General features: G+C 58.3%; 20 protein-coding genes. 3 read left to right on the top strand and 17 right to left on the bottom strand.

Annotated elements, in window-relative coordinates; genetic code table 11:
• Positions 1 to 12 precede the first annotated feature (12 nt).
• The 15 genes from ABJK56_RS17700 to ABJK56_RS17630 all read right to left on the bottom strand — a co-directional run bounded on the left by ABJK56_RS17700 (position 13) and on the right by ABJK56_RS17630 (position 13878).
• The gene (locus tag ABJK56_RS17700; protein ID WP_347246006.1) at positions 13 to 1164 is read right to left on the bottom strand and encodes a putative CRISPR-associated protein; all 1152 of its coding nucleotides are present in this window, start codon (positions 1162 to 1164) and stop codon (positions 13 to 15) included.
• A gap of 235 nt (positions 1165 to 1399) precedes the next feature.
• Positions 1400 to 2710, bottom strand: a complete 1311-nt coding sequence (locus tag ABJK56_RS17695; RefSeq protein WP_347246005.1) for a hypothetical protein — start codon at positions 2708 to 2710, stop codon at positions 1400 to 1402.
• A gap of 269 nt (positions 2711 to 2979) precedes the next feature.
• Positions 2980 to 3573 carry a molybdenum cofactor guanylyltransferase gene (locus ABJK56_RS17690; protein ID WP_347246004.1) on the bottom strand — a complete coding sequence of 198 codons (594 nt, stop codon included), beginning with the start codon at positions 3571 to 3573 and terminating at the stop codon, positions 2980 to 2982.
• Between the two features lie 36 nt (positions 3574 to 3609).
• Positions 3610 to 4128, bottom strand: coding sequence for a MogA/MoaB family molybdenum cofactor biosynthesis protein (locus ABJK56_RS17685; protein ID WP_347246003.1), 519 nt, complete (start codon positions 4126 to 4128; stop codon positions 3610 to 3612).
• Positions 4125 to 4658 (bottom strand): cyclic pyranopterin monophosphate synthase MoaC, encoded by a 534-nt coding sequence (moaC, locus tag ABJK56_RS17680; RefSeq protein WP_347246002.1) that lies wholly within the window; start codon positions 4656 to 4658, stop codon positions 4125 to 4127. Before moaC ends, ABJK56_RS17685 begins: the two co-directional genes overlap by 4 nt.
• The gene (locus ABJK56_RS17675) at positions 4655 to 5872 is read right to left on the bottom strand and encodes a molybdopterin molybdotransferase MoeA (protein WP_347246001.1); all 1218 of its coding nucleotides are present in this window, start codon (positions 5870 to 5872) and stop codon (positions 4655 to 4657) included. The genes moaC and ABJK56_RS17675 overlap by 4 nt, the downstream gene beginning before the upstream one ends.
• A 104-nt stretch (positions 5873 to 5976) precedes the next feature.
• Positions 5977 to 6375 (bottom strand): molybdenum cofactor biosynthesis protein MoaE, encoded by a 399-nt coding sequence (locus tag ABJK56_RS17670; protein WP_347246000.1) that lies wholly within the window; start codon positions 6373 to 6375, stop codon positions 5977 to 5979.
• Positions 6372 to 6656 (bottom strand): MoaD/ThiS family protein, encoded by a 285-nt coding sequence (locus tag ABJK56_RS17665; RefSeq protein WP_347245999.1) that lies wholly within the window; start codon positions 6654 to 6656, stop codon positions 6372 to 6374. The genes ABJK56_RS17670 and ABJK56_RS17665 overlap by 4 nt, the downstream gene beginning before the upstream one ends.
• A 313-nt stretch (positions 6657 to 6969) precedes the next feature.
• Positions 6970 to 7815 (bottom strand): radical SAM protein, encoded by an 846-nt coding sequence (locus ABJK56_RS17660; protein ID WP_347245998.1) that lies wholly within the window; start codon positions 7813 to 7815, stop codon positions 6970 to 6972.
• A gap of 21 nt (positions 7816 to 7836) precedes the next feature.
• Positions 7837 to 8148: a hypothetical protein gene (locus ABJK56_RS17655; protein WP_347245997.1), complete on the bottom strand. Its 312-nt coding sequence runs from the start codon at positions 8146 to 8148 to the stop codon at positions 7837 to 7839.
• Between the two features lie 160 nt (positions 8149 to 8308).
• On the bottom strand, positions 8309 to 9178 hold the full coding sequence (folP, locus tag ABJK56_RS17650) for a dihydropteroate synthase (RefSeq protein ID WP_347245996.1): 870 nt from the start codon (positions 9176 to 9178) through the stop codon (positions 8309 to 8311).
• A 140-nt stretch (positions 9179 to 9318) separates the two neighbouring features.
• Positions 9319 to 10842: a lipopolysaccharide biosynthesis protein gene (locus ABJK56_RS17645; RefSeq protein WP_347245995.1), complete on the bottom strand. Its 1524-nt coding sequence runs from the start codon at positions 10840 to 10842 to the stop codon at positions 9319 to 9321.
• A gap of 16 nt (positions 10843 to 10858) precedes the next feature.
• Positions 10859 to 11893: a uracil-DNA glycosylase gene (locus ABJK56_RS17640; RefSeq protein ID WP_347245994.1), complete on the bottom strand. Its 1035-nt coding sequence runs from the start codon at positions 11891 to 11893 to the stop codon at positions 10859 to 10861.
• Positions 11894 to 11921: 28 nt separating this feature from the next.
• Entirely contained in the window at positions 11922 to 12407 is a 486-nt protein-coding gene (locus ABJK56_RS17635; protein WP_347245992.1) for a hypothetical protein, read from the bottom strand.
• Between the two features lie 298 nt (positions 12408 to 12705).
• Positions 12706 to 13878, bottom strand: coding sequence for a hypothetical protein (locus tag ABJK56_RS17630; protein WP_347245991.1), 1173 nt, complete (start codon positions 13876 to 13878; stop codon positions 12706 to 12708).
• 519 nt (positions 13879 to 14397) lie between these two features.
• Here ABJK56_RS17630 and ABJK56_RS17625 point away from each other — a divergent pair.
• The gene (locus ABJK56_RS17625; RefSeq protein WP_347245989.1) at positions 14398 to 14793 is read left to right on the top strand and encodes a diacylglycerol kinase family protein; all 396 of its coding nucleotides are present in this window, start codon (positions 14398 to 14400) and stop codon (positions 14791 to 14793) included.
• 73 nt (positions 14794 to 14866) lie between these two features.
• Here ABJK56_RS17625 and ABJK56_RS17620 read toward each other — a convergent pair whose 3' ends face one another.
• Positions 14867 to 16285, bottom strand: a complete 1419-nt coding sequence (locus ABJK56_RS17620; RefSeq protein WP_347245988.1) for a sigma 54-interacting transcriptional regulator — start codon at positions 16283 to 16285, stop codon at positions 14867 to 14869.
• A gap of 426 nt (positions 16286 to 16711) precedes the next feature.
• On the opposite strand from ABJK56_RS17620, the gene ABJK56_RS17615 reads away from it, so the two are divergent.
• Both ABJK56_RS17615 and ABJK56_RS17610 read left to right on the top strand, forming a co-directional pair.
• A complete protein-coding gene (locus ABJK56_RS17615) occupies positions 16712 to 17179 on the top strand; it encodes a hypothetical protein (protein WP_347245987.1) in 468 nt (155 codons plus the stop codon).
• Positions 17180 to 17416: 237 nt separating this feature from the next.
• Positions 17417 to 18436 (top strand): bile acid:sodium symporter family protein, encoded by a 1020-nt coding sequence (locus ABJK56_RS17610; RefSeq protein WP_347245985.1) that lies wholly within the window; start codon positions 17417 to 17419, stop codon positions 18434 to 18436.
• Between the two features lie 29 nt (positions 18437 to 18465).
• On the opposite strand, the gene ABJK56_RS17605 is transcribed toward ABJK56_RS17610, so the two are convergent.
• Positions 18466 to 19415 (bottom strand): HAMP domain-containing sensor histidine kinase (locus tag ABJK56_RS17605; RefSeq protein WP_347245984.1); only part of this gene is annotated, 950 nt, incomplete at its 5' end.

The following is a 19415-nucleotide window of genomic DNA, read 5'->3' as shown; positions in this document are numbered from 1 at the left end:
CATTACTTCTTCTCATTCATCAGGGATCTCCGTGGGTGGTACGTACTCTTCGGCGGGGGGTGTCCAGGGAACAAATCCCCGTAATCTGCCTTCAAACTCTGCCACAGAGTGGTTCTTTATATCCCGCTCATATTCATCGTGAGATGTATAAAGCAGGGCGATATACAATCGGTTCCCACGGACAAACCCGGCGGCTCGCTCGGCCTGGTGCCCCAGTTTATACACAGTCAAATCAGTAGACTCAACTGTATGTTTGTGACTGTCACGGTATAACGGATCCTGGAGACCACTGAGAAAACGGACAAGGCGTTTCCTCACTTCTCCCTGGCTGGCATTGTAAGCCTCGCGCGCTTGTGGTGAGAGATAGACCTGCTTGGTGTCTTTTTCCAAAGCATCGAGGACAAGAAAACCGAAACTCGAAAGAGTGACTAGCCCTGACGATTCTTCCTCTTCCAAAAGACATTCGTACCGTCGCCGTTCTTGATATGGCAATCCGCGAATTTGCTCGAAGAACTTTTCCCGTGGGAGAGCGCCCTCTTTTTTCAATAATTGGAGCGCTGAGCGTGCCTGCCCCAACCGCTCGTAATCAAAATGAATGGGAAGCGGGGGAAGGCGGATGAGCGAATTGCTCTGCTCGAAGATATAGACCACATCCAGGCGATGGATAACACCAAACAGCGTCAAGTACGGCACAACGGCTTTGAAGCCGCCGGTCGCGTTAAGGATCACTTCTTCTCTCTCCTCTGGCGCCTCCTGCTGCCATTCCACGGATTCTTTTCTTAATATCTCAAAAAGCTTGTGAAGGCCGACCCTTCGGAAGCGAGTGGCATCGCTTACTTGGAGTCCTTCTACCTCGCGGAGCCACACATCGACACCGAATTCATCCCGGATGACATCACGAACCGCTTCCGCGGCTACGCGACCGTCGGAAGTTTCGGTATGGAGGAGGACAACCTGGTCGGAACGTTCAAGCCCCAGGCGTAGCAGACTGTGGGTTTCGGCGCACAATTTGCTGAGAAACTGCTCGCGGTCCGAGAATGTCGTTTTGAATTGCTTCAGCCACTGTTTGAGATTCTGAGCACCTGGCGGCAATTCCTGATTTCCAGCTGACCGCTTCTGGTTTGTCAGAATAGACGTCCCCGTTGTACAGATGACCCTTCGCATAACTCTCGCCCCAAGCCGCAGTGTCTCCGACTGAGTGAGTTCATCTCGAAGAGCGTCGCCTTGAGTATAACGGTTAAAAAGGCCTCGTCAAGTACGCCGCATTGTCCATTCCAGGAACAGAAGAAAAATAGAACCGGCCAGCCATTCTGAAGAATCCTTGCTAAGAAAGATCCCTCACATCTCAGAGCTGCACCAGGCAACTCACTTCCGTTTGGGCTGATGGCCCCGTTTCCGTTTACCGAGAGCCTTTAGAATATCCCAACACCGCCTCCGTTCCTGCTTCAGCCAGCTTCTCTCCGCCCCAGTACCCTCCGATGGCACCGCCCACACTGCCGACCAGTCCCCCGATCGCTGTACCGATTCCCGGACAGATCGCAGTACCGATAGCCGCCCCTGCAGTTCCCCCTGCTTCAGCCCCGGCCCACGCACCAGCCCAGCCACCCACGCAACCCGCCACATTCTTGGCGTGCTCTACGTTGCGCTGCTCTCGGGTGATTTCGCCTTTCTTATAGGCTTCCTCGACTTCGCGCGAACGATACACCCTGACCCCCGCGTCCACCCCCACTGCCACGGGACCAGCCAGCTTGGCGACCTTTCCCAGTCCCGAGAGCGCCCGTTCGGCCCTGGAGGCCGTCGCCGCGACTTCGGTCGCTTCCAACGCCCGGGCAGTCCGTGCAACCGCTTGTGAGGCTCCTTCCTCAGCAGGAAGCGCCGCTCGACCTGTCCGACCAGCCTGCCCGATCTCTTGGGTGACTTTCGGCAGACTCGCGGTGAGCTTTTCCGTACCCCGGGCAGCGCTGCCCACCTTTTCTGACATCTCACGTGAAGCAGTCGTTTCCGTCGGTACTTCCCCAACTGTGGCAGCTCTCAGGCGCAAACGCTCCTCTGCCGCCCGGGCAAGCGCGTGCACCTCTTCAGCACATTCCGAGCTCCTGCGCACAGCCTCCAAGATCGGTTGGTTAGGTCGGCCCTGCGCGTGTGTGGTGCGAACGTGTTCGACGCGAAGTTTGTTATTTAAAGCCGCGTCGATGACCAGTTTTCCCGCCCTCTGCTCAGCGAGGGAAGTCCTCGGGTTGCGGAGCATTTGCTCGGCCGCTTTGACGGCCCATTGCGGTGTGCCCTGATCATAGCCATATCCCTGGTTCAACGGAGAGGTCCCACCTTTGGCCTCGATGACCACGATTTCGCCTGTCCTGAGATCGCGATAGACCTGGTCCAACCCTTGCGGAACAGTGCGCCCGGTGCCATCGAAAATCACTTCGTAGCCCTTGCGTTTGGCATATACCCGAGCGCCTTCCTCGCCGATTTCTTCGGCAATGCGGAGGCGTTGTTCCGGTGTGGCTTCAAGCCACTCTGGACGGCGGTCGGTCAGAGGTGGAATGTTGTCGCTGAGAGCTGGCGAATTCACATCGAGCGGTGACTCGACTTCGACGGATGGGGCCACTGCAACGGCCTGGGCGTTTGCTTTCTCTTCGATCGCCCCGGTCAGAACAGCGACGAGCAGCATGAAAAACACGACGCGGTTTGACGTATGAGAGAGTGTCATAGTTCGCTCCTCATTTTCACGACTTCTTGGATTACGTTTGTCACTCTTGCTGTCTTTTACGACGTACCAGCAAGGCTGATAACAGAAAAAAGCAAAAGTAACTCGCGAAAAGTACAAGTAGGTTACTAAGAATAATGGCGACGCAGCCGGTCTTAATATTGGGTGATAAAATAGGCGGATTGAGCAGCGAGCGAGTCCACTATCTCCCCAAACGCATTGCCAAAAGTCAAACAAAAGAAAATAGATAAAGCCAACAAAGTGCCGAACACTCAGGCTTCCGGATGCGTCATCGATTTCAGCCACTCTTCGGCACGCTGAAGATCATCTGGCGTGTTGATTTGGACAATCGGCGGCCAATCCGACGGAAGCGCCACCGGTACTGCCGGCACCATCGCGAAAAGTTGTTGAAGACTCCGCTCCCCGGCAGCCAGCACCTCATGTGCATGCGATTGAATATCTCGTGAATAAAGGGCGCAGAGTGGTTCCCAGATCTGGTGACGAAAAGCCACGGCCAAAGCATTCTCGCGGCGGTGGGCAAGCAGATGGCCAATCCATGAAGCTTTAACCAAGATTAAATCGCACGACAGAAGAAGCATCCACGGTTCACGCAAATCATTCAGGGCAGTGATCAAACCACCCAACGGCCCGAGGCCGGGTGACAGATCCCCGATTGTTCGCAATCCCAGCGCGGAGTATCTGCCCGACCTGTCAGCCACCACGGTCACCGAAGCTGCAAACGGCTTGACCATTCGCGCCACCCGCACCAGTAGAGGCTCACCAGCGAGAGTCGCTAGGGCTTTGTCACTCCCGAATCGCCTGCTCTTACCGCCGGCCAGAATATACACGGGTATTCGATCCAACATAGATATTCACATACGACGGCCGGTTATTCACCAGAATTACCGAGTATCGCCAGAGGCATCCTCTTTGTGGCCTTCACCATGGAGCATGGCAATGGCATGGGGGATCACATCGGCAATGGCGGCAAGGGTCTCCAGGGCACCGCGGGAAGACCCGGGAAGATTGACGACCAGAGACTGTCGTACAACACCGGCCTCTCCGCGCGATAAATAGGCCAAGGGTGTCTGCGGAAGACAGCGCAGTCGGGCAAGCTCCAGGATCGCCGGCCATGGGCGGTCCAGGATCCGGCGGGTGGCCTCAGGTGTGACGTCCCGCGGCCCGAGTCCGGTTCCCCCCGTGGTTAGAATGAGGTCCGGAGTCGGTTCCATTTCAGCCCAAGTCAGAATCTGTCGGGCGATCAAGTCTGCATCATCAGGGAGACAGGCAGCAGCGATTATTTCTGCCCCCCATTTCTCCCGTATGAACTGCACCAGAGCGGGACCGCTGCGATCTTCGCTTTCGCCCCGAGAACAACGATCGCTGCAGGTGAGGACGGCAACGCGAAAAGGCGTGGTCATTGTGAGCTCTGTTCCCGTTTTTCCGGTGCCCGATAGTCCCCGTGCTGGCCCCCACTTTTTTCCAAAAGCCGCACAGATTCGATGACCATTTCCCGGTCCACACTTTTTCCCATATCGACGACCGCGAGGGCAGCCACGGCGGCGGCCGTGAGTGCTTCCATTTCCACCCCCGTGCGACCCGTGGTGTGAACTTCCGCTTCGATGACGACGGTCAGATCCCGGAGTGTCACACGGACATCAACCCAATCCAGCGGCAAGTTATGGCAAAGGGGAATCAATTCTCCGGTACGTTTGGCAGCCTGAATCCCGGCCAGGGACGCCACCGTGAACAGGTCACCTTTAAACAGTGATTGGGATTGAATGATTTCGGCAAGCTCGGGCGAAACACGGACGCGAGCCTCGGCCAGGGCGCGCCGAAGCGACTCAGGCTTGTGACTCACGTCGACCATGTTCACCCGGCCGTCCGCCCAGTGGCTCGGCTTCTTCTGGGATTCAAGATTCTGTTTCTGAACCGAAGAGTCACCGGTCATATCAGGCTCCAGGGATAATAGTGGCGAACACCTGTTCCCGCCGTATTCGGTGGAATCTCCACAAAGCCCTCGGACCTGGCGGCAGACACAAGGTCTCCCGAACCACGCGTCGGCAAGAATTCGGCAACCCCCTGCTCCACGAGGCGCACAGGCCGATAAAGCCACAGCGTGGGGTTGCTCACCTCGGGATCGTTCACCTCCACGAGGGTGGGGCGCGGCTCCCATTGGGAAAGCCCAGCCAGTCGTCGCAGCACCATTCCCGCGAATCGGCAGGCCGTCACCAAGACGGAGACCGGGTTGCCGGGAAGCCCTATCACAGGGCGGTCATGGCACATCGCCCCTAAGAGTGGCTTTCCGGGACGGATGGGCAACTTGTGGAAGATAATCGTCGCACCAATTTTTTCCAGGGCAGGCCGAACGAAGTCCGTATCTCCCATCGACACGCCGCCCGTCATCAACACCAAATCCACCTGATCGAGGGCTCCTGTCAGCGCTGTGACCATCTGGTCCAAATCATCTGGGATATGCCGGATTTGTCGGAGCTCCAGAAAAGGCACCATGCTCAGCAATCCCCGCAGCGACCACGAATTGCTGTCGCGAAGCTGCCACGGCTGGACCGTATGATCGACAGCAACCAGCTCATTTCCTGTCACCAGCACAGCCACCCTGACTCGCCGAAACACCCATACCCGGCTGTATCCGAAGCCGGCGCACGCACCCAAAATGGGAGCCGTTACGAGTGTTCCTTGCGGCACCACGATTTGCCCGGCGGAGATGTTTTCTCCCCGGAATCGAATATCCTGTCCTCGGGAAACTCCCAGTTCGGCGGGAACCTCAATGTGTGTTCCGTGTTCCCGGACCCACTCGCGACGAAGCACCGTATTGGCCCCTTTTGGGACAGGGGCACCAGTGACAATTCGAATCGCGGATTGCGGCGGAAGCTCTTCTGGGGGCTGACCGATCCGGGCTTCTCCCTTCACTGGCAGCACGGCCGGGCGAGTTTGAAGATCTTCCCAACGTACGGCATAGCCGTCCATGGCGCTCACATCCAGCGGCGGGCTGTCGCGATCGGCAACCAGCGGCACCGCCAGAACCCGGCCCACTGCCGCAGAAAGTTCCACCTCTTCAGTCTCGACGGGAGAAAGTGAATCGGCCCACCGTCTCACCGTGTCCCCCGGACTCGCTGTTTCTACTCGCTCCTTGTTGGTGGTCATAGGTTCTCTCTCATTCCCTTCAGTGTGGGCAGCCACAATCTGACTTTTCCCGAATCGGACTTCACCCCACCGTGTGTGAGCTTCTTGTGAACCGCGTCCCAACGTCAACCAGTCCCGGCCTGCGCTGGAACCGGCTTTTTCCAGATGGGGACATCTTCTTTGAGTCGATCAATAAACCACTGGGCGGCCCGAAAAACCTCTTGCCGATGGCACCCGCTCACCACAAGCCGAAAGGAGCACTGCCCCACCGGCACAAATCCCCGGCTATGTTCCACGATCACTGTCGTGACACCGAAATCGTGAATCAATGACTGGCCGAGCTCCTGGAGGAGGTTTTCCGCCATCGGGGAGTAAACATCGTACGTCAGCCCCGAAATTGGCCGCCCGTTTTCCAACCGGCGTACGATCCCTTCAAAGACCACCACGGCTCCGTCATCGCCTGCGGTCTGCGGTCGAGTTGTCTCCGCCAACGGACCGTCGCAAATGGCTACCCGAACCGTCATCCTCCCGATACCTTTCCAATCAGGGCAATCTCGTCATTTGGCCCCAGGGGTGTATCATCGGCGGCAAATCTGTGATTGACAGCCACCCGAATTTGGCTCATCAGTGGCCTCAATTCCGTATAGCGACCGGCGAGCCAACTTCGCAAGTCGCGGACCGTCCGGATTCCCTCTTCCGCTGGCACAAAAATCTCACTGGTGCCTAGCAGGGTTGCCTCAGCGCCAAACAGGAACACACGGAGCGATTCACATGTTTTCTGCTGTCTCTGATCGACCTGCTCCATAAAACATATCCCAGTTTGAATTTACCAATTTGCCAACGGGAAATTTTAAGTCAACATTCTCGCCGTCGATGGAATGCCAGGGGCTCGCAGTAACCCCCCTCCCTTTTCTCCCCTCACCTCAGCCCACATTCTCGGCAAGATGAAGAACATTCTCGGTAGTGTGACCGAGCTGCTGAATTTCGCTAGTATAATCCATCACCGCGCCCAGTGAGCTCGCCCAAGCCATAAGCTAATCTCGCCCAATTGCCCAGGGTATCATAAACCGCCAGCAACCCGACGCCGACGCAACCGTGACAAACGCTCATCCTTTTCCCTACCCGCCGAGAACAGTCATTGCCGTGACGCCATGGCCTGGGTGGACCGGTTGTTTGTGACGGAGCGCCTGTTGCATGAGCAGGTCTAATCGCGCGGGATCGAACGTGGGTCGAAGAGCCGGCAGCAAATCCACGGGTTGATCCGTCATTAAACACGCGTGGAGTCGTCCCTCCGCTGCAATGCGAATGCGATCGCACTGGCCACAAAAGTGTTCCGACATCGGCGTAATGAAGCCGACCCTGCCCGTTTTCCCGTCTTGGAGAACCACCTCGTATATTCGCGCTACGCCTTTCCTGTCGGAAACAGCGTGAAATTCCCGCACACTTGTCAGCCGGGACATCATTTCCTGCACGGGGACGAACAGCTCGTACCACCGGGCACTTAACGGTCCGATGGGCATCAGTTCGATGAAGCGAACTTCCCAGCCCTGCGTCAATCCCCACTGAAGGAGTTCATTCAATTCATCATCATTGATGCCCCGCATCACAACGCAGTTCACTCGAATTGGTGAAAGTCCTGCCCGACGCGCTGCCTCAAGTCCACGAAAGACCTCCTCCAGACCATCGACCCCGGTGATTTGGCGAAATCGCTGGGGATCGAGCGTATCCAGACTCACGTTAACCCGGCGCAGCCCCGCCGCCGCGAGACTTTCCGCAAGCGCTTCCAATCGCAGCCCGTTGGTCGTCAGCCCCAGATCGGCAAGCCCCGGAAGACTCGCGACTTCACGGACGATTTCCACAATATCCGCCCGGAGGGTGGGCTCACCTCCTGTGATGCGGACCTTCTCCACACCGTGCCGGGCCACCAGATGACCGACAAGCTGGCGAATCTGGCCAAGCGTCAAAAGAGAGTCGCCATGGGGTGCCTAGGGAAGGACCACGCCCGGGGGACGGCAATAGAGGCACCGCATTCCGCACCGGGAGGTGACGGAAAGGCGCAAGTAACGTATCTGGCGTCCCCAGCGATCTTCTAGCACCATAGCCTTCACCAACAGCGACTCCCGCGGAGCGGGAAGGACCTGGTTTCTTGCGCGACGCCCAGACCTCTTCTGCAAATCTATCCCACTGAAATGCGGGGCGAAGTTAGCGTTAACGTCCCGCTGCTCCCCTGGACGGACGCCGTCTTCTGTGGGGACGGGGGCCATCCGCTGGGCGGTTTTATCCATTTTGCTTGACACAATTGCTACTCTACGCCCGTTTGATTTCGGAGTCAATTGCTCTGATTATGGATCAATGAGACAGTCCTGCCAAACGAAACGACCTCCTCCCTCACAATTCTGACCCCCCAACAGCTCACGCTTCCAATAAAAAAGGCCCCCCTTCCCGGCTCACCAGCTTCTATCGAAGCTGGCAGTCTCGGGTATTGAGCTGCGATTCTCTTTCGTGCCGCACCCAGGCCAGTAACCGGCGGGTGACTCCCACGTCGTGAACCCGCAGGATGTCCACTCCTGCCGCAGCCAGCAATAGAGAAACTCCCAAAGTCCCCTCCATGACACTCCGGGCTTCTTCACCAGTAATCTCGCGAATGAATCGCTTTCGGGAATGGCCCACCACAAGCGGATATCCCAACTCCCGAAACCGCTGGATGGCCCCGATGATCTGCCAGTTGTGCTGGGGCGTTTTGGCGAATCCCAACCCCGGATCAATCGCCAGCTTTTCCCTGCGGATCCCCGCTTTTTCGAGGGCCGCGCATCGCTCCTGGAGAAATCCCCGCACTTCCGCCGCCACGTCCTGATAAACAGCCTCCTGCTGCATGGTTTGCGGCGTGCCCCGCATGTGCATCAAACAGACACCTGGCTGAAACTCGGCCACCACTTCCAGCATTTGTGGATCACCACGAAGAGCCGTCACGTCGTTGACGATTTGCACGCCTGCTGCCAAGGCTTCCCGCGCTACCACGGCCTTGGAGGTGTCGATGGAAAGGGGAACCGAAACGCGTTCCGCCAGGGCCGTGATGACGGGCAGCACGCGACGGAGCTCTTCCTGCGGGGAAACGGGCTGGGCACCAGGACGCGTGCTTTCCCCGCCCACGTCAATGATGTCGGCACCTTCTTCCACCAGTTGGAGACCGCGATCAATTGCCGCTGACGGTTCCAGGTACCGCCCGCCGTCCGAAAAACTGTCTGGCGTGACGTTGAGAATACCCATCAGAAGGGGCCGACGAGCCAGCGACAGGGTCATGCTCCGCAACGACCATATCTCAGCCATTGTTTATCTCATGCGCTGTTGAGCCTGCTGGGAAATGTCTATAATCCTGATCACTCAACTTCACTCCGCTTTGGGGTGTATCAAAGCCTCCCGTTCTCAGCGCGTATGTCGGGAAAAGCTACGGCGCTAGCCATCACTGTTCAAGGGGCCGGCTGTCCGTCGGGCAGGGGACGAATACTTCCGATGGCCCCTCTCGCATAGTACAGCAGTTCTCTTCGCGTGGCGAGGAAATACACGATGCAACCCAGGACGATTTTCACCGGCAGGGTGATCCAGGGTGAGGCAATCCCCCAATACCGAAGGCCAACGTCGGCTATCAGGACGGCGGCGCCCATCAGGAGCGACCCGCCTATCCCAGGCCGGGCCGCAGTGACGAGCAACCGCAATGGCAGGCCTGCACAGTGAAACGCCCACGCAACATAGGCCGGCACGATCAGTAGACCAAAGACGATCAGATACACCCAGGAAAGGACGATCACCCCTTCAAGTTGTCCTGCACAGGAGAGAACCGTTACTAAAAAGGATAGGGAAGTTACAATCGCGACTGGGATGCAGGCACGGGCCATTTGATCAGCGCGACCGACCGAGGCGTAGAGACTCCCCATCACGTTAAAGAAAGCCTGGGCAGGAATCAGAAGGGCGAGGATCTGCAGAACAGGGCCCGCGGACTGCCACTGCGGTCCCCCCAGGACGATCATCGTTTCCCGCCCGACGAGCGCCAGCCCGATCCCGCAGGGAAGCATACTCCAGGCGAGAAACCGAAAAAACCCCGCCGCATAGGTGCGGTATTCTTCCGGATGGGAGCGGGCATGCGCCAGGGCCGGCAGCATGATTCCTGTCAGGGGCGAAACCACCAGACTCACCGGCTTTTGGGCAAGATTGAACGCCTGGCCATAAAGGGCCATAGCCTGCGTTCCCAGGAAGCGTCCCACGAGGATTTTGTCCACATTGCTGACAAGAAACAGGAGGACACTGCTGAGCGTGTAATGTCCCCCAAAGCGAAGAAGTTCGCGGTTTCCCGTTCGCCGCAGGATCCATTGCGGCCGCCATCCGGTAAGTCCCCACGCTAAAAAGGTGCTGGCCAGCGGTTCAGCATATTGCTGAATCACCAGTGTCCAAACGCCAGCTCCGCAGAGGGCCGCCACCACGGCAACTGATGCGCCCACCAACTGAGAAAGAACACGAATCGCCGACAACGTGGGTAAAGCCATTTTTCGCTGGAGCATGGCTTGGTGCTGGGCCCCGAGCGTGGTGGCGAGCGTGGTCCCCGAAAGGGCTAGCGTTAAGGGGAGCAATTCGGGCCGCCCGTAGAAGCGGGCAACCCACGGAGCTGCAGAAGCGATGAAGATGGCCCCCGCCAGGCCCAGGATCTGCTGCGTCCAGAACAGTGCCGAGGCCTGCTGGTCATTGATTTCCGTATGCTGGATGGCCGCCACATCCAGACCGGAATACACAAAGATCCGAACAAACGCCAAAAGCGGGAGCACCATCCCCACCAAGCCGTACGGTTCCAGCCCCAGAGTTCTCAAAAGAACGCCCAGCGCAACCAGAGAAAGAATTTGGGAAACAACTTGGGCAAGAAAAATAGCTGTACTTCCCTGCTGCACCGCGCGGGAAAGCGTTTTCCCTCCCAGCGACCGCAGCGACGAGTCATCGCGCGTCATCTGGCAGCCCTTCTCATCAGGTATCGGGGGTGGAGCGCCGGGGAATAGGACGCCCCATCACTTGGAGGAGCAGTTTGAGGTCCTCCCAGGCTTCCCGCTTCATCGCCGGGTTGCGGAGAAGAAAAGCCGGGTGATAGGTGCAAATGACCTTTGCTCCGTTATACTCCCAAATTTTTCCCCGTAACCGTCCGATTGTCAGGTCGGTACCCAGCAGGTTCTGCGCGGCTACGTTCCCCAGGCAGCAAATAAACTTGGGTTGAATCACCGCCAACGTCGCATCCAACCAGGGGCGGCAGTTGGCAGCCTCCTCGCGCGTCGGCGTGCGGTTATTCGGCGGCCGACAGCGGAGAATGTTGCAGATATACACGTCCTCCCGGCGCATCCCCATTCCATTCGTAATCATTGCCGTGAGCAGTTGTCCCGCGCGTCCAACAAACGGAAGCCCCTGAACATCTTCGTCGTACCCTGGGGCTTCTCCGATAAAAACCAGCTCCGCGTAGGGATTCCCCACCCCAAACACGGTCTGCGTCCGGTTGGCAACCAATGCAGGGCAGCGGACGCATTGGGCAACCTGGCGGGCTAACTCGGCAAGAATTTCCTCACGGGACCCACCCTCCGGCAGCCGCACGCTCTGCCATGTCTGCCCGGCACCTCCCAAAAGGGAAAGTTGCCCCGCACCCGGCACCGCCGTGGGTTGGCCAGGAACATCTTCCCGCGACGCTGTTTCCCGAGCACGTTGTTTCTTGGGCATGGCGGGAGGAACCGGTTCGGGTCCTGTAGTTAAAGAAGAATCAGCGAACTTTGACGGGCCGGGGTCCCCAGCCGACGTTGTCGTCCCATCCCTCTGCGCATTCGCGTCGGCAGGTTTTCCTGTCAACTCCCCGACAACGCCCGGGGCAATCGTCATGAGCAGGTGCTGGACCCCTGCCCGCTGAAGATCCTCGAAATACAGCCGGAGGCCTCGCAGAATGGCTTCCTTCGCGGGAAGTCCACCCGACGGGGTATTCGCCTCAGAACGCGAAGTGGCGTCATCCTGCCGATGATTACTCATAGACGCCCATTAATTGTCTCGCATTCGGTCACGATGCGGCCCGCTGCTGCAGAGCCTCAATATCCAAAAACGCCTGTCGAGTGCGCCGGCACAAGCGGACAAAATTCTCAGCCAGCGATACGCCCGGCAAAAGCAATACAGGCTGATCACCCTTGAAGAAAACGACGTCGGCCGCTCGCAGAGCCGCTTGCCCCGGCTGCGGCTGGGCTTCGATACGATCGACTTCGTTCCAACCGACGGCCGCCACCTCTTTGGGAATGATGCCTTCCATGATGATCACACGGCGGTCGGTGACCACGTACCGCCGGGCCCCCCCGGGACGCAAACGCCATAAGTATGCCGCCGCCGCCAGAGGCGCGAGAAAGAGCCCGGCGAGAATGGCCGCCCAAGGTCCCCTGTTTACGGCCCGTTCCCATGTCCGCCCAATCCACCGACCGAGACGGAACGCCGCAATCGACGGCCACACTGTCTTCACGATATGTTCTTCTGGTTGGCGAATTTCTTTGTTGGCCATGAGTTAACTTTCACGAAACTTCTGGCGTCACAGAGCTCCTGACAGTCCTGGCAAGGCGTGGAGGCAACCTGAACCCGGTCTTCCAGCTCCGCTGGGCTGGGCGATTTTGCCGGCGAAAGTTTTTGGTATGTTTCTGCCTGAAACCGATATTTTAACACGCACTCACCGCTTCGCCCATTTACATGAAGGTGAAGTGAGCCCGAGCGCCGACCGACCGCCGTCCGGGACTTTCCCCGAGCCGAGCGAAGTGACATTCCTCCCACCCGTTTTTCACATCCCGGAAACTTTTTGTCCTCGTTTAGACCCCGTGAATTTGCGACTGATCCTGTGCCCTCTTGCGAATTTCCGACGAAGAGATGTCGTAGCGAAATTCCGATTCCCGAACACCTTCGCACAAAGCGCGGAGTTGGGGTGGGATATCCGCGTCCTCCAGGGTGACAAACCGCCCTTGCAGAACCCGCCCGAAGACCAAAAACCGGCAACCAAGCTGAGAAATTTCGGCGATCGCCCTATCCCGGAGGCTCGGTTCCTGCCTGTAGTAACGGGCATCGGCGATCCTCAAAAGAGTATCAATCCCCACCACAAACGTGCAGCCGGGAAACCGCCGTGCTTTCTCCAAGAAAGTGGGCAATCGGGTAAGCCAAACGCGCTCCTGAAGAGAAAACTGCTCCACCCGATGCTTCATCTCCACATAATCCAGGGGCGGCTTGTCCACATTGAGGATGGAGATTTCAAATTCGACAGGGCGCCCCAGCCGGGCCTCGGCCAATCGCGCCATACGGAGATGTCCTTCATGCAGCGGATTGAAAGCCCCAGGAAATATGAGCGGCGGACGGCCTTTCTCCCAATCGTGAGGCACGCCCACCGAGACGGCATCCACTTCCCCCAGCAGCAATGATCGCCATGCGGAAGGCGCCTCGGCCTGGCGATGCTCGATCGTCTCTCCGGCCAAAAGCGGCATCTCTTCATCAAATTCGACATCACACGCCGCGGCGATGCCCCGAAGAAACAGCCGTCGCGCCACTTCCTCCTCTTCGCTGCGCGACCGCGCTCCTTTGTTGAGGACCAGGGAATAACTCCGCGTGAAGTCAACTCGCTGAACCGCCACATGAATGCGATGAGGTCCCTTTTTGGGCCGGTCTGTGGCCAGGGACGCCGTACACGAGACCCCGGCCACCGGCACGTTGCTTCCACTCTCAGGACGGTCGAAAGAATACAGCTCCCGGGCCCGAAGAAACGCCGCCATCGCCATGGCCCGCGCGGTGCACTCCGAACACGCATGTTCGGGCGGACCGCCCAGCCAATCTTTCAGGGACGCCGGACTATACGGAATCCGGGCCTCTAGGACGGTTCGCGAGGCCCCCGGAACTTTCAGCAGATCCGCAAGTGCCTGAGTCCCCCCTCCCGCTGCCACCAGGACCATTAGCCAGGGGGTTTCATGAATCCTGCGAATGATGTCCTCAACAGCCATACCCTTTTTCTCACCGGGTGAACAAGTTTGTCCAGAATCGGCCGGCCTTCTTCACGCAAAAGATAGCCGCATGATACGCTTCCTGTTGTCAATCTGGAGAATTCCGCGCCACACTGGCTCGCCACCATCAGCGCTCCCCAATGTTTGGGGTGCACCGTTTTTGGCCAGGCACTTCAGTTTTGTGGCCCGTGACATAGTTGGCGTCTGCGAATGCCGGTTATTGTCCCATTGTAATGGAAAACTGGAATGCAAAATGATTGCCTGCTTGTCTTCATGCACAAACCACACAACCAGTCCAACCGTTCAATTTGACATATTCGACTCCGGCGGGGATGAGCTACAGTAAGAAAGGGCGTCAACACAAGAGAGGTCCCCGTAGTCCCGAGGTTACCACATCGCACGAGGCCTTCAATCGATTTGGCCCGAGCTCGGGGAGGAGCAAGAAACCTGCTATTTTTCCCCGGAAAAGGAGGATTCTCGGCCTCCGATTGCCGCCTTTTTGCGGAAAGGATTGGACGCATGACACGTCCACCGGTAAAGCGACGTCGCTCCTGGTTGGAAAAATTCTCCGCGGCCTTTCGCGGTCTCTGGTACGGCATCGTCGGCCAGAGCAGCTTCGCGGTCCATTTTGCCGTGGCCATCACGGTTATTCTGGTCGCGGCTCTTTTCCGCGTTCAGGAGACGGAATGGTGCATCCTCATCCTGAGCATCACCGTGGTGATGACCGCCGAGCTCTTCAACAGCGCACTGGAGTGGCTGGCACCGGCGATCACCGAGGAGTACAACCGCTATATCGAAACCGCGCTCAACGTGGCGAGTGCCGCGGTACTCGTGGCCTCTATTGGGTCCGCCGTGATCGGCGTGATCGTCTTCGGGCCGCGGCTTGTCGATTTGCTGGCGTATTTACTCGGATGATGCCACCGAGCCGCCAAAAGCCCGGGCAGCCGTGCCGTGTTCATCTTACGCAGACCGCGCGGGGACTAGCCAATCAATCGGCGGTGATAACCGGCTCCTCAGAAACCCGCCTCAGCAACCCGTACTTTTTCATTTTGTGATACAGCGTGATCCGACTGATGCCGAGTTCGCGGGCCGTTTCGATGCGCCGGTAGCCATGGCGGCGAAGTGTCTCCTCCAGAATCTGCCGTTCCGCTTCTTCGAGACGCTTTTCTAAGGTCCACTTCACCGGGATATCGGGGACGGTTGGCGGAACATCGTGAAAGCTTTGAGGCCGAAGCATACTCGGCAAATCGTTGACACGGAGCACTCCGTCCCGGCAGTATAGCACCGCCCGCCGAATGATGTTCTCCAATTCTCGCACATTCCCCGGCCAGGAGTAATTTCGCAAAGCGGCCAGAAACGACGGTTCTATGCCGCGGAGCGCGATTCCCAAGGACCGCGCCTGCTGAATCGCAAACTTGCGTGCCAGGTACTCCACGTCATACGGTCGCTCTCGCAGCGGCGGGATGAAGAAGCTGAGCATGTTCAACCGGTAATACAGGTCGCGCCGAAACTTCCCCTCTTCCACCAGTTGGGCCAGATCCACGTTGGAAGCCACGATGAGTCGGGCACGTGAAATCCGGGTCTCGTTGCTTCCTACAGGTTCGTACTCGCCGGTTTCAATAACGCGAAGAAGCTTTGCCTGCTGGTCGGGAGCCAGGACATCGATTTCGTCCAAGAGAAGCGTTCCGTCCTCAGCCGCGGCGAATTTGCCCGGTTTGTCCACATCAGCTCCCGTGAAAGCACCTTTCACATATCCGAAAAGTTCGCTTTCAATGAGGTCGGGGGGCAGAGCCCCGCAGGCCACGGTGAGAAACCGCTTTCCCGCCCGTGGTGAAAGCTCGTGAATCGTCCGCGCCAGAAACGTCTTTCCCGCCCCTGTTTCACCGATGAGAAGGAGTGTGACATCGTGCGCCGCCGCCACCCGCAGCTCTTCCACCATCGGAAAGACGGCCGGTGTGAACGTGGTCCAGCAGCGGGTTGTCCCCGCCAGGGCTGCATGCGGCCGATGGAGGTAAAAATCGGCCAGCTCCCACTCCAGCGGCGAGACGGCAGCGAGCGTCCGCATCAGTTCGTCCACGCCTTTGCGGCGGTCCAAGACGCTCCGACAAAACGGCTGCGCGCACTCGGCGATCTCATCGTGAGTCTCGCTGTCGAACACCGCTACAACCGGCGCCAGCGCGGTCAGTTGCTGGATGTGTTTCCCCAGTTCGGTCCCCGAATAGCCGTTCATCACCAATGGGTGGAGGTGGAGGACCACGGCCACACACTCCGGTCCCCCGCGGACAGCCGAAACCTCGTTCAGCCTGGCTACCGGCACGACGGCAAAACGCCAGGCCAGCGCGGACTCGATCTGACTGATGAACTCGCGATCACCGCTGATAACGAGAAGAGACGGTCGGTACATCATGGGCATCGTCAAACCAAAGGAACCCAACGTAACACCGGGAAACGGGTGCTAGAACCATGGGGTCGGTTAAAGAGGAGACGAACACCGACAAGGTCCACCTTGTCACAGCCCCACGATTCCCTCGAATGTCGAACGTTTTCCAAGTGAAACAGATACGTTTATCCGCTTTATCTATCTTGCCCATTTTAGTTAAACTCGGGGTATACTCAAGCAGAATCCGGCAAAATATCGGGTGACGGAAGACAAGAGGGGCAAGTTTTTCCGGATAATGCAATGGCGCCGCGATTTCCCCGGCTGGATTCCCGATAGCATCCAAAGGATATCCTGCCCCACTTTCTGTCAGGGCAGGAAACAATACAGTCCCATTCCCATTGCGTTTCTACAGTCCAGCCAAGTGTCCGCAAACCTGAAAAAAAGGACTGCTTCATGAATACGTGGGCTATCGCCGTGGTATGTTCGATCCTTGCTGGAGGGGTATCTCAGGACCAGATAGCGGGGGCGCAGGCGCCTTCATCGCCGAACGGTGAAACGGTTGTCGTCGAATCCGCACCCGAGATATCTCCTATGGTGGCCGGGAAGCCCGTCGGCCACCGCCCAACGGCGACAGGTCACGGCTGGATTGTGGACTGGTTCGGGCCGATGCCGCAAACCTGCTATCAGCCACGATTTGGCTGCTATCCCGGTAATCCGCGGACGATCCATCGCTATCCCGCGTTCCACGGCTCCTACTATCGCAATCCTTACAATTACCGTCACCTTTTCGAGTATCCCTGGCACGCCCAGCCGAACGAGCCGCAACCGCTCCATGGTGGTCAGAGTGAGGTGTTGACGACGGATACCGTGGAAGTTCAGCCCGAACTCGCTCCCCAGCCCGATCCCGCCATCCAGCGGTAACTCTCTGTGAAGCGCCGCCTTGCATCGCAGAGAAAGTTCGTTCCCCGGGCAAGGGTTGTTCGTCGCGCCGTCCGCGTTCTCGGACGAACGCTGCGCGTGTTCTTGTCTTCGCATTCTGCGGTGCTGACAATAATGCCTACACTTTTTTCCGGGGATGACACGGCTGGGTCAGGCGTGCATTTGCCGCGCAGCAGGCTCGGTGTCTGAAATATCTCCCGCCTATGCGATGGAGTTGCTATGCTTCGCCGGTACTTAGAGCGTTTTCTCCCGGTTTGGCTTGTGCTCCTTTGTGTGTTGGCCTTCATCTGGTCCACATTGATTCCCAAAGGCCCCGATCCTTTCCTGCTCAGCAAGCCCTATTTACCTCACTTGATCGCTGTGACGATGCTGGCGATTGGGTCATTGCTGCCCCGGGAAGAACTTTTGGGGGTGTTTCGTCGCTGGCCGCTGGTGCTCTTCGGGACGGCGGTCCAGTACAGTTCGATGCCCGCGCTAGCGTATCTCTCCTCGCAGGTATGGGGGTTAGAGGGCCCCTGGCTGATCGGCTGTCTGATGGTGGGTTGCGTGCCGGGTGCGATGGCGTCCAACGTCCTGACATTGATTGCCCGGGGAAATGTGAGTTACTCCGTGAGCCTGACGACCAGTGCCACGCTCCTATCCCCGCTGGTGGTTCCCTATGTGATGTGGTTAACGGTGGGCCGGTTTGTCGAGTTTTCGGTCATTCGCACCGGTGTGGAACTCCTTCTCATGGTGGTTTTGCCTGTGGCTGTCGGCTTCGCCATGTCCCAGCTTTCCATGGCATGGCGATCAATGGCAGCAAAGATGGGCCCGATCGTCGCTAACTTTGTCATCCTGTGGATCATCGCGGTGGTCGTGGCTGCCAATCGTACGCAGCTCAGCGCCGTCAACGCCATCCTGCTGGCTGCGTTGGGGACGATCAATTTCGGCGGCTACGCCGCCGGTTATCTGGCAGCGCTCGCCGCGCGACTACCACTGGGCATGCGCCGGGCCCTGACCTTGGAAATTGGCATGCAGAACGCAGGACTGGGGACAACCCTCGTTTTGAGTCTCTTTCCCGATCAGCCGCAGGCTGCCATTCCCTGCGCTCTGTACACCTTCGGGTGCATGTTCACGGGAACACTGCTCTCCCGGTGGATGGCCAGTTTTCCCATTCCACCATCCTCGGCGGACGAACAAAGATCCTCTCGCACAATGAACAGCACATCGCAAATGGATTGTGAATCAGACGCTTCATAAACGAGCAACGGCCCGTTTTTCCGGCCTAATCATTCAGCCAACTCGCTCAAGCATGGCAGATGAATCCGAAAGAGGGCTCCGCCGCTGGGAGGCGATAGGACTTCGATCCGCCCGCCGTGCTGGCGCACAATCCGCCAGGCTTTGGGCAGCCCCATCCCCAGCCCGCGCCCGGCTTGCCGCGCGGAGTAAAACGGATTGAAGATGTGTGGTCGATGCTCCTCGCTAATTCCCGGCCCGGTGTCCGCGATTTCGATCACCACTTCTGCTGATGTGTTCGCCCAGCCGAATCGGACTACCCCGCCATTGCCACAAGCCTCAATGGCGTTCTTGGCAATCGCCTCGAGAGCGATGAGCAGTTGGTTGCGGTCGGCATTCAGCACTGCTTGTTCCGACTGGGACCCAACAGTCAGGACAAGGCGCACGCCTTTTTCCTGAGCCAGCGGTGTCAATTCTGCAATGGCTGTTTTCACCAATTCGCTCACGTTTAGAGGAGAGGGCTGCGGTCGTGGCGGCCTGGCAAAGAGCCGCGTATCGGCGATCATCTCATGGGCCCGCTGCACCTGGGCGAGGATCATCGCCAGTGTGCGACGAGTATCAGGGTCTTTCGCATCGCGAAGAAGCAGCTGCGCATGGCCACCGATCACGGCGAGGGGATTGTTGATCTCGTGGGCAGCGCCGGCGGCGAAGTCGGCCAGGGCGTCGAGCTTCAGAGTTTCCAGGGCCTCCGCCAATCGACCCGGAAGTGCCAGCGATTTGCGAAGGATGTGGAGGGAGGTGAGATACAACTCGCAGGCACCGGAGATTGTCTGCCACCAGCTTTGCCATCGAAGAAGGACAACGGTCGCTTCGTGAACTTTTCTCCGAGTTTTTTCACGGACCGCCCGGCGGATGAACGTTCGGGTTTCCGGAAGAGCGATGGCTTTCTCCAGCAAAAACTCCCAAATTTCCGGCCAATCGTGCCGTGCCAATTGAGCCCAGA

This window comes from Thermogutta sp., from assembly GCF_039793925.1.
Taxonomy (GTDB): domain Bacteria; phylum Planctomycetota; class Planctomycetia; order Pirellulales; family Thermoguttaceae; genus Thermogutta.
The sequence above is the reverse complement of the archived record's forward strand: the minus strand, read 5'-3'. Positions and strand labels throughout refer to the sequence as shown.